The sequence below is a fragment of the Novosphingobium capsulatum NBRC 12533 genome, from assembly GCF_001598375.1.
Classification (GTDB): Bacteria; Pseudomonadota; Alphaproteobacteria; order Sphingomonadales; family Sphingomonadaceae; genus Novosphingobium; species Novosphingobium capsulatum.
The window spans coordinates 111,324-125,107 of record NZ_BCYV01000011.1 but is presented as its reverse complement, the minus strand read 5'-3'; the positions used below and the strand labels follow the sequence as shown (position 1 = coordinate 125,107).

General features: G+C 66.4%; 9 protein-coding genes. 6 read left to right on the top strand and 3 right to left on the bottom strand.

The genetic code is table 11. The annotated features are described in order from the left end of the window. Nucleotide 1 precedes the first annotated feature (1 nt). Together hutU and SCA01S_RS10785 are read left to right on the top strand one after the other, a co-directional pair. Nucleotides 2-1,669 (top strand): urocanate hydratase, encoded by a 1,668-nt coding sequence (gene hutU / locus SCA01S_RS10790; RefSeq protein WP_062785423.1) that lies wholly within the window; start codon nucleotides 2-4, stop codon nucleotides 1,667-1,669. A 167-nt stretch (nucleotides 1,670-1,836) separates the two neighbouring features. Then, the gene (locus SCA01S_RS10785) at nucleotides 1,837-2,796 is read left to right on the top strand and encodes a transferrin-binding protein-like solute binding protein (protein WP_062785421.1); all 960 of its coding nucleotides are present in this window, start codon (nucleotides 1,837-1,839) and stop codon (nucleotides 2,794-2,796) included. A gap of 132 nt (nucleotides 2,797-2,928) precedes the next feature. Here the strand turns inward: SCA01S_RS10785 and SCA01S_RS10780 are convergent, their stop codons facing one another. Then, nucleotides 2,929-3,555 (bottom strand): polysaccharide biosynthesis/export family protein, encoded by a 627-nt coding sequence (locus tag SCA01S_RS10780; RefSeq protein ID WP_245652518.1) that lies wholly within the window; start codon nucleotides 3,553-3,555, stop codon nucleotides 2,929-2,931. 490 nt (nucleotides 3,556-4,045) lie between these two features. On the opposite strand from SCA01S_RS10780, the gene SCA01S_RS10775 reads away from it, so the two are divergent. The 4 genes from SCA01S_RS10775 to SCA01S_RS10760 all read left to right on the top strand — a co-directional run bounded on the left by SCA01S_RS10775 (nucleotide 4,046) and on the right by SCA01S_RS10760 (nucleotide 9,884). After that, nucleotides 4,046-6,250, top strand: a complete 2,205-nt coding sequence (locus tag SCA01S_RS10775) for a GumC family protein (RefSeq protein WP_062785417.1) — start codon at nucleotides 4,046-4,048, stop codon at nucleotides 6,248-6,250. A gap of 262 nt (nucleotides 6,251-6,512) precedes the next feature. After that, nucleotides 6,513-7,550, top strand: coding sequence for a glycosyltransferase (locus SCA01S_RS10770; RefSeq protein WP_084390947.1), 1,038 nt, complete (start codon nucleotides 6,513-6,515; stop codon nucleotides 7,548-7,550). Nucleotides 7,551-7,615: 65 nt separating this feature from the next. Beyond that, a complete protein-coding gene (locus tag SCA01S_RS22955; RefSeq protein ID WP_082349699.1) occupies nucleotides 7,616-8,326 on the top strand; it encodes an acyltransferase in 711 nt (236 codons plus the stop codon). Nucleotides 8,327-8,375: 49 nt separating this feature from the next. Then, a complete protein-coding gene (locus SCA01S_RS10760) occupies nucleotides 8,376-9,884 on the top strand; it encodes a hypothetical protein (protein WP_062785415.1) in 1,509 nt (502 codons plus the stop codon). A gap of 433 nt (nucleotides 9,885-10,317) precedes the next feature. On the opposite strand, the gene mdoH is transcribed toward SCA01S_RS10760, so the two are convergent. Beyond that, nucleotides 10,318-12,204 (bottom strand): glucans biosynthesis glucosyltransferase MdoH, encoded by a 1,887-nt coding sequence (gene mdoH, locus SCA01S_RS10755; protein WP_062785413.1) that lies wholly within the window; start codon nucleotides 12,202-12,204, stop codon nucleotides 10,318-10,320. Continuing rightward, the gene (locus tag SCA01S_RS10750) at nucleotides 12,201-13,751 is read right to left on the bottom strand and encodes a glucan biosynthesis protein (RefSeq protein WP_245652517.1); all 1,551 of its coding nucleotides are present in this window, start codon (nucleotides 13,749-13,751) and stop codon (nucleotides 12,201-12,203) included. Before SCA01S_RS10750 ends, mdoH begins: the two co-directional genes overlap by 4 nt. Between the last annotated feature and the right edge of the window lie 33 nt (nucleotides 13,752-13,784).

Here is a 13,784-nt window from a genome sequence, read left to right as displayed (position 1 = left end):
GATGACCCGTTTGGACAACAGCCGCGTGATCCGCCCCGCCACGGGCACGGACCTGACCGCCAAATCCTGGCTGACCGAAGCGCCGCTGCGCATGCTGATGAACAACCTGCATCCCGATGTGGCCGAACGGCCCGAGGAACTGGTCGTCTATGGCGGGATCGGCCGCGCCGCGCGCGATTGGGAAAGCTATGACAAGATCGTCGAAACCCTGCGCCGCCTCGAAGATGATCAGACCCTGCTGGTGCAATCGGGCAAGCCGGTGGGCGTGTTCCGCACCCATGCCGATGCGCCGCGCGTGCTGATTGCCAATTCCAACCTGGTGCCGGAATGGGCCAATTGGGAGCATTTCAACGAGCTCGATCGCAAGGGCCTGGCCATGTACGGCCAGATGACCGCCGGCTCGTGGATCTACATCGGCACCCAGGGCATCGTCCAGGGCACCTATGAAACCTTCGTCGAGATGGGCCGCCAGCACCATGGTGGCGATCTTTCCGGCAAGTGGCTGCTGACCGCGGGCCTGGGCGGCATGGGCGGCGCGCAGCCGCTCGCTGCGGTCATGGCCGGTGCATCGTGCCTGGCGATCGAATGCCAGCGCAGCCGGATCGAGATGCGCCTGCGCACCGGATACCTCGATCACGCCGCCGAAACCCTCGACGAAGCGATGGCCATCATCCGCCAGTCCTGCGCCGACAAGAAGCCGGTGTCGGTGGGCCTGATCGGCAACGCCGCCGAAATCCTGCCGCAGATGCTAGAGGCCGGCATCCTGCCCGACCTATTGACCGACCAGACCAGCGCGCACGATCCCATCAACGGCTATCTGCCCGCCGGATGGACCGTGGCGGAATGGATCGACAAGCGCGAGCGCGAGCCGGAAAGCGTTGCCAAGGCCGCACGCGCCAGCATGGCCACACACGTGCGTGCCTTGCTGGAATTTCAGGCGCGCGGCGTGCCCACCACCGACTATGGCAACAACATCCGCCAGGTGGCTTTTGACGAAGGCGTTGAAAACGCGTTTGATTTCCCCGGGTTTGTGCCGGCCTACATCCGCCCGCTGTTCTGCCGGGGGATCGGCCCGTTCCGCTGGGCGGCGCTGTCGGGTGACCCGGAAGACATCTACAAGACCGACCAGAAGGTGAAGGAGCTGCTGCCCGATAACGCCCATCTGCACAACTGGCTGGACATGGCGCGCGAGCGTATCCACTTCCAGGGCCTGCCGGCGCGGATCTGCTGGGTGGGCCTGGGGGACCGCCACCGCCTGGGCCTGGCGTTCAACGAGATGGTCGCCAACGGCGAACTCAAGGCGCCGGTGGTGATCGGGCGCGATCACCTCGACAGCGGATCGGTCGCCAGCCCCAACCGCGAGACCGAGGCCATGCTCGATGGATCAGATGCCGTGTCGGATTGGCCGCTGCTCAATGCCCTGCTCAACACCGCCAGCGGCGCCACCTGGGTGTCGCTGCATCACGGTGGTGGCGTGGGCATGGGCTATTCCCAGCATTCGGGCATGGTGATCGTGGCTGATGGCACGCCCGAGGCAGCGCGCCGCCTGGAACGCGTGCTGTGGAACGACCCGGCCACCGGCGTGATGCGCCATGCCGATGCCGGCTATGCCATCGCCCAGGATTGCGCCCGCGAAAAGGGGTTGGACCTGCCCGGCATTCTGGGCTGATCCAGCCGCTGGTCGATCCCCGCCGGAACCGGCGCGCTGACCGCGTGACGGCCGATCCGGCGGGGGCAGACTATTCCCCCGATGTGATCCTAAATATTTGGATACGCGTCAGGAAATCTATTGTAACAGCGGCACGCAAGACAACTTTTGCGGGACCGATCGAAACGATGGCATATACAATTCGCACCATTCGCATGGCTGTTCCACTGGCATGCGGATTGCTCGCAGCCTGCGGCGGTGATGGCCCGGTCAATTCCGTATCGGCCAGCAAGCCTTTTCCGCAGAGCACCTCGGGCACCTTTTCCGCCGCGACGGCCACGCAAACCTACACCGGCAGCCTGAGCAGCGGCCAATTCGGCAGCCAGTTCAGCAAGCCACTGGCAGTGACGCCCGCCACCACGGCCGGCATCAACGCAGCCACGACAATCGCCTATGACGCCGCGACGGGAACCTATACCGTGCAGGCGGGCAGCACATCAGCCAGCTTCACCGCCGCCGACAAGATGCCGTCGAGCGACTATACCACCAGTTTCAACAAAGGTGGCGACAGCCTGACGCTGTATGGCAACGCGCAGCAGGGCAATACGGCAACCGCCCCCGTCAGCCTGAGCTACACCAGCTTTGGCAAATGGACCCACGTCGACGCCAGCGCCGACCAGACCGACATCCGCTATTACGTGTTTGGCGAAATGTCGGGCAGCAAGGGCATGCCCACCAGCGGTTCGGCCACCTATGCCACCACCGTTTCGGGCACGATGCTGGCATACAACTATGCCCCGGCCACACTGAGCGACCTCACCGGGACGGCAACGTTCACGGCCGATTTCGCCCAGGGCACGGTCAGCACCGGCCTGTCCCTCCGCGCGGTCGGGAATCCCACCGAAGGCAGCGCAGGCGTCTACAGCGGCAGCGGCACGATCGCGAAAGACCAGTTTGCCGGTACGTTCACCAGCGGTACCAACTACTTTGCCAGCGGCGCATTCAACGGTGCCTTCTTCGGGCCATCAGCGGCAGAGATGGGCTATACGTTCGCGATCAAGGGCCACAATCCTGATCCTTATGCCGGCGCCAGCGTATCACCCGGCGACATTTCCATCGTCGGGGCCGTGGTCGGCGCGAAGAAGTAGCCACTCCCCCGCGCTGCACTCCACAGCCGTCGTCCAGCGCGAGGCCGCCCCGGATCGTCTGCCCTGGCCCAAGCGCCAGCGCGACGATCCGGCCGGCCGGGGTGGCACGGCGTTGTGGTCAGCTGGGCCGCTTCAGAAATAGCGCTCACCGACGCGGATCGTGTCGCCGGGCAAAACCGCCACTGGCGCGCCGCTGCGCAGCGATACGCTGTGTTCGGCCGAAGTCGTCTGCCGCCGCAGGAATGCCGTCTTTTCGTTGGCGCGATAGGTAAATCCGCCGGCCTTGGCGATCGCCTGCTCCACCGTCATGCCCGAGGCATAGGGGTATTCCCCCGGCTTGTTCACCTCTCCCAGGATGTAGAACGGGCGGTAGTTGAGCACTTCGACGCTGACGCGCGGATCGTTGACATAAGCGCCCGACAGCCGACCGGTAATCTCGCGCGTTACGTCGTCGATCGTGTGGTTTCCGGCCTGGACCACGCCGATCAGGGGAAAGGCCACGGCGCCGGTGGAGGTGACGTTGTATTCGCCGGTCAGTGTCGGCTCGTTGAACACGGTGATGCGCAGCTTGTCACCTGCGCCCACCCGATAGCCCGCCAGCCCAGTGGCGCGGTCCACTGCCGATAGTGGCTGTGCCGTGGTGCCCGCGCACCCCGGCAACAACAGGGCGAAGCCCAGCACGGCCGCCAGCATGGCGGGCCGGGCCGCCCGGGCCATGGCAGCATGGCGCGAGAGACCATGATCGATATGGGGAATCACGTTACACCCTCCGTGTGCGTTCGTTTCCCGGTTGTTCTATGCCGCGCCCTTGCGAAGACAATGCAGCGGCCCGGGATGAAAACTCCGACTTGGAGGCTTTCCGGAACGATCGGAATCGCCGGTTAGGCCGGGCGGCGGGCTTGGCCATGCCTAATCGATGGCCGTCGGGCGGAACCGGCCAGCGCGCCGTATATGCGGGCAAATCCTACGCATTTTTCCGGTGCCATACGCGGATTTACCGATAGCCGACGGCGCGATTGCCACCCGGCCTGCGCCACCCGCCGCACCCCTCTCCTGGGCCCGGATCAGCCGGCTGCAAGGGGTGCCAAGCGGTGCCTCGCTATTGCTCCGCTGCGGATATGCTTGGCCTTCCTTGCGCGGGCGAACCGCCACAGGCTGAGGTCATACCGGGAGCGGGCAAGGCCTGGGGCGCCAATGGCGCCGCCGCCATGCGCGCCGGGTGCAGAGCTTGACTTGGCCGAAGGGGGCAATGGTGAACACCGCAATCGACTTTTATCGCGCGCCAGCCGGCATCGTGCCGGCCACGCCGGCCGAGCCGCGGGCCAACAGCGCAGCGGCAACCGACCGCATCGATCTGCGGCGGCTGATGGCCATGTTCCGCAGGCGAATCGGCGTATTCCTGGGCGTGTTGCTGGGCGTGCTGGCGATCGGCATGGTCATCACGGCGTTGCAGCCGCGCACGTATCAAGCTCGCGCCGAAGTCACGCTCAACAGCAAGTTGCAGCCGGTCGCGCCGACCAGCACGAACGACCGCACCGACCAGCCCGCCATCCCCAGCGAGAGCTTTGTCGATACGCAGGTTTCGGTAATCACCTCGGAAACCAACACGGCCGCTGTTGCCGATGCCTTGGGCCTGGCGCACGATCCGCGCTTTGCCCCATCGCCAGACGAAGGGAAAGCCGCCAACACAAAATCTGCCGGCGCCCCTCAAAGCGCGCGCGAGGCGGCCATTGCCTACCTGGCCAAGAACGTGGCGGCGCAGCGCATCGGCACGACCTATGGCATCGCCATCACGTTTGAAAGCAGCGACCCTCAGGAGGCTGCGCGCATCGCCAACGCCTTTGCCGAGCAATACACGCTGGGCGCGCTGGAGAACAAGCGCAGCGGCGCGCGCGAAACCACCGGGGTGATCGCCAACCGGCTGGAACAACTGCGCCAACAGGCGCTGGCCGATAGTGCGACGGTGCAACGATATCGCATCGCGCACAACCTGCTCAGCACCACGCAGGGCACGCTGACCGAGCAGGAAATCTCGTCGTACAACCAGGAAGTGACCGCTGCCCGTGCACAGGCGAGCGAGGATGCCGCCCGCCTGGAAGCGGCGCAGCGCCAGTTGCAGGCCGGTGGCAGCGGCGGCGTGGGCGAAGCCTCGCTCTCGCCGGTGATCGGCCAGATGCGCGCACAGCAAGCCAGCCTTGCCGCCGAATTTGCCGCCATGTCATCACGCTATGGCCCACAGCATCCCGAAGTGCTGCGCTCCAAGGCGCAGCTTGATGCCGTGAACCGGCAAATCGCCGCCGAAACCCAACGCGTGATGGCCAGCCTCGAAGCCAAGGCCCGGGTATCGCAGCAACGCCTGGCTTCGCTTGCCGGTTCGCTCGATGCCTCGCGCGGGGCACTGGCGCAGAACAACGCGGCGCAAGTGGGGCTCGACGACCTGCAGAAGCGCGCCGAAACCTCCAACGCGCTCTATGAAAGCTATCTCAACCGCTTCAAGGAACTGACCGCGCGCGAAGGCACCGAGCAGGCCGATGCCGACATGCTGCACCGCGCCGATGTTCCGCGCCATCCCAACAGCCCACACATCCTGATCAACGGGGTGCTGGCCGTGGCGCTGGGCACCGGGCTTGGCATCGCCGCCGCGTTCCTGGCGGAAATGACCTTCACCGGCCTGACCACGGGTGAGGATATCGAAGAGCGCATGGGCGTGCGCTATCTTTGCGCCATCCCGACGCTGCAATCGGTGGCGCGACGCGGGGAGCGGGTGCCGGCCAGCGCCCTGCTGGAAGATCCGCGTTCGGTCTTTGCCGAAAGCTTCCGCTCGCTGCGCGCCTCGATCGCGATGAACACCACCGAGGCGCGGATCATTGCGATCACCTCTGCCCTGCCCGAGGAAGGCAAGACCACCACGTCGATCTGCCTGGCGCGCTCGATGGCGGCGGCAGGTGACCGCATCCTGCTGATCGACGGCGATCTACGCCACCAGGGCGTCAGCCGGTTCCTGCGCGGGGGCGAAGGGCGCCCTGGCCTGATGGAAGTGCTGCACGGCACGGCCAGCCTCGACGATGCGCTGGTTGTCGATCCTGGCACGGGTCTCTCGATCCTGCCGCTCTGCGCCGAGGCGGGTGATCGCGCGGAACTGATGACCGGGGTCGAAATGGATCGCCTGCTCGCCACGGCGCGCGAACGGTTCGATGCGGTGATCATCGATACCGCGCCGGTGCTGCCCATCGCTGACGCCCGCCTCTTGCTGGGCAAGGCCGATGCCTCGGTCTTTGTGGTGCGCTGGCGCAAGACACCGGAGCAGGCCCTGCGCGCCGCGCTGCGCCTGTTGCCGATCGACCGCGTGCAATTGGCCGGCGTCGCCCTCACCCGCGTGGACATGCGCAAGCAGCCCCGCTTCGACTATGGCGAGACCGCATTCTACCGCAGCTATGAGAGCTATTATGCCTGAGCGGCGGCGGCGCGTGGCGGGCCGATCCACTGCGCCTGCGGACACGGCAGTGGCTGTTACCGCGCCGGGCGCAGCAGGTACGGCCGACGTGCCGGCCCTGCCGCTACGCTTGCCGGAAACGGCGCGACATCGCGAGGACCACGGTGCGCGGCTGGTACTGCCCGCCAAGCCAGAGCGCACGGAGATCCCGGCGCCCTATCCTGTCGCAGACCCACGCCGCCGCTTTGCCCGCGTGGCCATCGTGCATTACTGGCTGGTGACGATGCGCGGCGGGGAGCGCGTGCTCGAACGCCTGCTGCGCCTGTTTCCCCAGGCCGATATCTTCACCCACGTGTATGATCCGGCAGCCGTTTCGGACACGATTCGCCGTCACAAGGTAACGACCAGCTTCATCCAGCATCTGCCCGGCGCCCGGCGCCATTACCAAAGCTATCTGCCGCTCATGCCCATGGCGCTCGAGCAGCTGGACCTGCGCGGCTATGACCTGGTGATCAGCAGCGAAAGCGGGCCGGCCAAAGGGGTGATCACCGCGCCCGATGCCTTGCATCTCAGCTACGTTCATTCGCCCATGCGCTATCTGTGGGACCACTATCACGATTATCGCAATGCCGCCGGGATGGTCAGCCGCACGATGATGCCGCTGCTATGCCACCGCCTGCGCGCCTGGGATGCCAGCTCGGCCGCGCGGGTGGATCGCATCGTGGCCAATTCGCGCTTTATCCAGCGGCGCATTGCCAAGGCCTGGCGGCGCGAGGCCGATGTGGTGCACCCGCCGGTAGAGATCGACCTGTTCGATCGCGCCGATGCGGTGGGGCCGGCCTATCTCTGGGTAGGGCAGATGGTGCCCTACAAGCGGCCCGACCTGGCGATCGATGCGTTCAACGCGCTGGGCCTGCCGCTGGTGATGGTGGGCGATGGGCCGCTGGCCGCGGCCATGTGCCGCCGCGCCGGGCCCAACATCACCATCCTGCCACGGCTGCCCTTTCCCGTGCTGCGGCGTGCCTATGCGCAGTGCCGTGCGCTGGTGTTTCCGGCGGAAGAGGATTTCGGCATCGTCCCGGTGGAGGTGATCGCCTCGGGCCGGCCCGTGCTCGCCTATGCCGGGGGTGGCGCGCTCGACAGCGTGACGCAAGACCTGACGGGCCAGTTCTTTGCCAGCCAAAGCGTGGACTCGCTGATCGCCGGGGTGAAGGCGATGGAAGCCTGGCTGCCGCATTTCGATCCAGCCGCCGCCATGGCCGATGCCCGCCGCTTTGCGCCTGACCGGTTCGACCAGGGGCTGTTGCATGCGCTGGAATAGGGCGCGGCGCCCCACTGTCATCGTGCTTGTGAAATCGTCTGCCACTTTCTGACCAGGGGATACCCATGGCCACGCATCTCGCCCCCGCTTCGACCGATCGTCACGCCCCGGCCTTGCCACTCCCCCCTGCGGCAGGCCCGCAAGACTGGCAAACTACGCCGCGCGTTGCGGTCGATGCGCCGCCCGTGGCTGGCCCCAGCGGCCGACTGGCCCGCTGGCTCGCCGCGCTCCAGCCGCGCAACCGGCTGGTCACGCTGGCCACGCGACTGGCATTGCGGCGGCGCGGGACGGTGCCTGGGCGCCGGCTTTTCGTGCACGGCCATCGCCCGCGCATCAGCGGAACGGGCGATATCCGCATCGGCGCGCGGGTCAACCTGCGTGGTGACGTTGCGCCGGTGCGCATCGAGGTGGCGCGCGGCGCGCTGGTCACGCTGGCGGATCGCGTCTTTCTTAACGCCGGGGTGCAATTGATCTGCCACAGCGCGATCGAGATCGGCCCGCATTGCCGCATCGGCCCCGATTGCGTGCTGTGCGATACCAACCACCACCCGGTGCACCAAGGCGACGGCGTGCGCGTGGCGCCGATCCGGCTGGGCAGCAATGTGTGGCTGGGGCGCGGGGTGATCGTGCTGCCGGGCGTGACTATCGGCGATCATGCCGTGGTCGCCGCCGGCGCAGTGGTGACCCAGGATATTCCAGCCGCGCAGGTGTGGCGCGGCAATCCGGCCAGCTTTGCCAAGGCGGTGCGCTGCGCGCCCGATTTCATTAGGCCATGATGGCGCCGTTCCCTTCCGTTTCTATCGTCCTGCTTGTGCGGAGCCTGCGATGCAATTGACCTTCATCGGCGCGATCCAGGTGCTGTTGGGCCTCAGCCTGTTCCTTGCCGGATCGATCGAGGCGATGTTCGCATTCCTGCTGGTGTCGACGCTGTTTGGCGGCTCCGCCGCGATCGTGCTGCCGATGCTGGGCGGGTCGTCGATCCCGCCGGTGCAGTTTGCCCTGGTGTTCATGGCACTGCGCCTGCTGGTGCCCGGTGCTGGGAATGGCATGGCGGTGGGCCAGGCGGCGCGAGCCAATATCTGGCTGGCGACGTTCATCCTCTATGGCGCGGTGCTGGCATTTATCGGCCCGCGCCTGTTTGCCGGGCAGATTGACGTGACTCCGATGCGCGGCAAGGTGGAGGCGCGCTATATCTCCATGCGCGCCTATATCTATTCCACCCGCCCATTGAGCTTTTCCACCCAAAACATCACCACCACGGTCTATCTGGTTGGCACCCTGCTGACCGCGATTGCCGCGCACGTGGTTTGCAGCAAGGAGCGTGGGCGCCGCGTGTTCGTGCGCACCATGGCGATCGCCGGGCTGGTTCATGGGCTGATCGGCTTTCTCAGCGTGGCAGCCAAGGGCACGCCGGTGGACACCGTGCTCGCCCTGTTCCGCAACGGATCCTATGCCCAGCTCGATCACAGCTATCGCGGGTTCGTGCGCATGGCCGGGCTGTGGCCAGAGGCATCGGGCTTTGCCTGGTTTGGGATCAACTGGTTCGTGTTCCTGTTCGAATGCTGGCTGCGTCGGGTAGACAGCCGCTATACCGGACCGGCGGCCTTCGTGCTGGCAGCGGCGCTGCTGTGCAGTACGGCAACCACGGCTTATGTCGGCCTGGGCATCTATGGCGCGCTGGTGCTGGGGCGCAGCTTGCTATTGCCAGGCGCGATGCCGGCCGATCGCGCCCTGATCATTGCCGGCGCGGGCCTGGCCATGATCGTGTTGATCACCGGGCTGATGATCGCCCACCCGGTGCTGGTCAACGATGCGACGGAACTGCTGCGCCACATGACGGTGGACAAGGGCCAGTCGCTGTCTGGCGAACAGCGCGGCTTCTGGGCCTGGCAGGGCTGGCATGCCTTTGTCGCTACACATGGCATCGGCATTGGGCCGGGCAGCTTCCGCTCGTCCAGCCTGGCAACCGCCGTGCTCGGCTGCACCGGCCTGATCGGCGCGACGGCGATGATCGTGCACATGATCAGCGCGTTCAAACCGACGCGGCTGTCCACCTATGTCCCCTCGCCCGACATGGCGCTGTCGACCGGCGCGGCCTGCGCCTGGGCGGCAGTGGTCGATGCCGTGGTCGCCTCGCTGTCCTCTCCCACCTGCGACCCGGGAACGGACTTTGCCATCCTCACCGGCGCCGCCTTGGCCCTGCGCCCGATCGTGCCCCGCCTGACCCCATGGCGCGGCCCGGTGCGCCGCCTGCCCCCCTTGCAGCTTTCCCCCGCGATGGCGTTGGGCAGCGCCATGCCCGAGCCGGCGTTTTCGACGCAGCCGGCCGAGTGAGGGGTATCGGCTTAGCGGGCGGAATTAACGGCGCAGCGGGCGAGCGCTGTGCCCGGCGATCGCCACCAAAGGAGCAGAAGCAGGCGCGGTCAACTGACCGATTGGCAGACACCAGTCGCACTGCACCATCGCGCACTGGATTGGTGAACAAATTCAAACGACAGCTTGCGCTTATTTGAGGACATGCTGGCGTTTTGCACAAGCAGAACAGCTGGACCTCGGATCAAGTCCGGGGTGACGGTAAGTCGATTTATGGCTTGAAATCTACATCACCCCGGACTTGATCCGGCGTCCAGCCATCTTTCTTGCGCAATGTAGCTACGACTAATCGTTAAACTTCTGACGTAGTGATTGCTTGCTGATACGTTTTGACTTCAGCGCACCGCACACAGCCCCTTCGCCGCCCCAAACACCCACAACACTACCCCGCCCCTCAGGCACCCAGCGCCTTCGCCGGCGCCGGCTGCGCTTGCGTTGATCCCATGCCGCCGGGCGCGGCCTCGGCGGCGGGATCGGGCACTTCGGCGCGGCCGACGCGCATGGTGCGGGCGGGGACGCGGAACAGGCCGCGTCGGGCGGCGGCTTCGCCCAGATCCTCGCGCGAGGTCAGGCTGACCAGCCAGGGGGCAGTCAACAGGCCCAGCGTGATCGGCGATAGCCACAGCGCGGTGACGGGATCGAGCCAGACCGTGGCGGCAAACGCCAGGCCGAGCAGGATATGGTCGCGCATCGCCGGCAGGATGGCGCGCACGGCAATGGCCTGGGCATCGCGGTTTTGCGCGTTCCATTGCGAGGGAATGCCGAGCAGCAGGCCGAGCAATGCCTTGATCTGCAAGAGCATCGACACCGGGGCGAAGAGCGTAGACAGCACGAGTTCCGCCAAGACCGAGCGCAGCGCGCGCCATGGCCCGCCAAAGGCCGCGCAGCGCCGTGCGTCGGCCAGAATCCACACCAGGCCCATCACCTTTGGCCCGAACAGCAGCAGCACGGTAAGCGCCAGAACGCCCGGCGGCACGGTCATCAGGACATTGCCTTCAATCCCGCCGCCGATGCGCGCCATGGCGACCTGGGCGATCGTGGCGAGCAGCAGCAGCAGCCAGCCCGGCGAGGTAAGATAGGCAGAGGCGCCGATCAACAGGTGCAACCGGCTGGTGCTGGCCAGGCCCGAGGCGCCGATCAGCCGCAGGTGCTGCAGATTGCCCTGCATCCAGCGGCGATCGCGCAGCGCATGATCGACGATGGTGGGCGGATATTCTTCATAACTGCCACCGATCATCACCATGTGCACGGCCCAGCCGCGCCGCCGCAGCAGCGCGGATTCGACCATATCGTGGCTGAGGATATGCCCACCGAACGGCGGCTTGCCCGGCAGATCGGGCAGGCCACAGCTTTCGGCAAAGGCGCGGGTGCGCACGATCGCGTTGTGGCCCCAGAAATTGGCCTCTGCCCCGCTCCACCACAGCAGCCCGGCCGATGCGATCGGGCCATAGGCCTCGCTGGCAAACTGCATCCAGCGCTGGAACAGGGTGCGGGCGTTGGTGATCATCGGCACGGTCTGGAGCAGGCCGATCGAGGGCCGCGCCTCCATGAGCGAGGCCAGGCCAACGATGGCCGCGCCAGTCATCACGCTATCGGCATCGAGCACCAGCATGTTTTCATAAGCGGCGCCAAAGCGGCGGACCCATTCGGCAATATTGCCGGGCTTGCGCGCGGTATTTTCCTCGCGCCGGCGATAATAGACTGCGATTGGCGCCCGCGCGGCCAGTTCGGCCCACGCGGCCTCTTCGCGCTTGCCATGCAACGCACTGGAATCGCTGAGCACGAAGAAATCGATCCACGGCGCCCCGCCCGACCGATCGATGGCATAGGCCATGGCCTCTACCCGGGCGAACACCGCGTCGACATCTTCGTTATAGACCGGCATCAGCACGGCGGTGCGATGGGCCAGGCTGGCAGCGGGCGATGGCACCGGCACGAAGCCGGGATGCGCGCCGCTGATTAGCTGGATGAAGCCGATGGTCGAACTGACAAAGCCGAACGCCACCCAGCTGAACAGCGGCACGAAAAACACGAGCAGCGCCACCTCGATGGCATTGAGGCCATCGCGCGAAAAGGCGACTCGCACCTCGCTCGACGCAGCAAGGCCCAACACCGCCGTCAGCGCGATGAGCAGCCAGCGCTTGACCAGCAGGCCGTGAGGGCGCGTTTCCACCTCGCGCCGCGCCGGCGCATTGCCGAACAGGCGTTGCACCGGCATGTCGAGCGGCGCTTCGGCCGGGAGCAGCGGCGGCTGGCCACCTGGCGCAGCGCGGTCCGTCATGGCTGGATCGCCTTGATCACGGTTTCGCTGAGCGCGCCGCCGCCGCGCTTCAAGAACAAGCGAAATTCACGCGCGGCGAGCCCCTGCGTCTTGATATCGAGCGTCACGCGCCATTGCTTGTCCCGCCCGGCGACCGGGCCGACCGCCTTGTGCAGCACGGCCTCTGGCGGCAAGTCCAGTTCGGCCGTGACACCGCTGCTGCGGTTAAGGCCTTCAAGAGAATCGCCCTGGAAATCGAGGACATAGCGCGTGGCACCGGGGATCGGATCACCGCCCGGCACGCCGCCCGGCCCGGCAAACACCTTGATGCAGCGGGCATTGGCATTGGCGGCCAGATCGCGGTTGGTCCAGGTCAGCCGATAGGCAAAATCCTGGCGCTGGCCGGCCTTGGCCGGCCGATCGCTGAGCCAGAAAGCCGCCACATTGTCGACGTTTTCCGAGATCGTCGAAAAGGCATAGAGCACAACCGCACCCGCGCCCCAATCACCCTGCGGCTCTACCCACAAAGATGGCCGGCGATCGTAGAAGGCCAGGTCATCCTGATAGTGATCGAACGCCTGATCCCGCTGGACCAGGGCAAAGCCACGCAGGGAGTTGGCGCGAAAGGTGTTGGTGCGCGGCTCTGGCGGGTTTTCCAGCGGGCGCCAGATGCGCTCACCATCGGCCATCCAGATGGCCAAGCCGTCGGAATCGTGCACTTCGGGCCGCCAGTCGCGGCGATCCATCTTGGTCGCCTCGTCAAAGCAGAACATGCTGGTCATCGGCGCGATGCCTAGCCGCGCCACGTCCTTGCGCAGGAACAGGGCCGATTTCACCTCTTGCACCACGCCCGCCTCGGTCTGGCGGGTATCGAAGGCATAGGCCCCAGTCAGCGACGGCCCCTCAAGCAGGGCATGGATCACGAGGCGCTGGCGCCCTTCCGGCCCGCCCAGATCCTCGATCCAGAACGCGGTAAATTCGGGAAATTCCTCCGCCCCGGGCATTGTGCCGGTATCGACGGCAATGCCCCGCGCCGAAAGGCCGTACTGGTCTTTCTCGCCCGCCGCGCGGAAATAGGATGCGCCCAGGAACGCCAGCCAATCGCCATGGCCATCGGCATGCATCACGCGAAAGCCGGCGGGATCGACATTCTGCGCCGCGCCGAACAGCCCTTGGGTGTTGATCAGCGGGCGCGCCTGGCCGGCGGAAACCACGTTGATGCCCACGGCAAAGGGCGCGGTTTCCAGCCGGGTGGGAAAGAGCCGCACGTGGCCCGGCAGGCTTTGTGCCTCGCCATAGGTCAGCCGGGCAGCATCATCGAATGTCGGCGCGGCCCGGCGCGAGGCGGTGCGGGCCGCATAAGGGCGGCGCGCGGAAGCCTGGGCGGCGGCCACCAGGATATCCCATGAAAATGGCTGGGCCGGGCCGAAATTGCCCGCCGCGCCCTGGGCCAAAAGCCGCGCCGGCAGCGCCGCCAGGCCTGCCAGGGTAAGCGCCATCGTGGAAAAACCGCGGCGCGACACGGCCGCGCCGGCAGCGGCATCGGAAGGGTTGGAAGGATCGATCATGCCTGCCTAACGCAGCCCCCGTCGTTCGGTTTC

Excerpts from the sequence above, each read along its gene's own strand:
- hutU (WP_062785423.1), top strand. The coding sequence starts at position 2 with ATGACCCGTTTGGACAACAGCCGCGTGATCCGCCCCGCCACGGGCACG.
- SCA01S_RS10785 (WP_062785421.1), top strand. The coding sequence starts at position 1,837 with ATGGCATATACAATTCGCACCATTCGCATGGCTGTTCCACTGGCATGC.
- SCA01S_RS10775 (WP_062785417.1), top strand. The coding sequence starts at position 4,046 with ATGGTGAACACCGCAATCGACTTTTATCGCGCGCCAGCCGGCATCGTG.
- SCA01S_RS10770 (WP_084390947.1), top strand. The coding sequence starts at position 6,513 with ATGCGCGGCGGGGAGCGCGTGCTCGAACGCCTGCTGCGCCTGTTTCCC.
- SCA01S_RS22955 (WP_082349699.1), top strand. The coding sequence starts at position 7,616 with ATGGCCACGCATCTCGCCCCCGCTTCGACCGATCGTCACGCCCCGGCC.
- SCA01S_RS10760 (WP_062785415.1), top strand. The coding sequence starts at position 8,376 with ATGCAATTGACCTTCATCGGCGCGATCCAGGTGCTGTTGGGCCTCAGC.
- mdoH (WP_062785413.1), bottom strand. The coding sequence starts at position 12,204 with ATGACGGACCGCGCTGCGCCAGGTGGCCAGCCGCCGCTGCTCCCGGCC.
- SCA01S_RS10750 (WP_245652517.1), bottom strand. The coding sequence starts at position 13,751 with ATGATCGATCCTTCCAACCCTTCCGATGCCGCTGCCGGCGCGGCCGTG.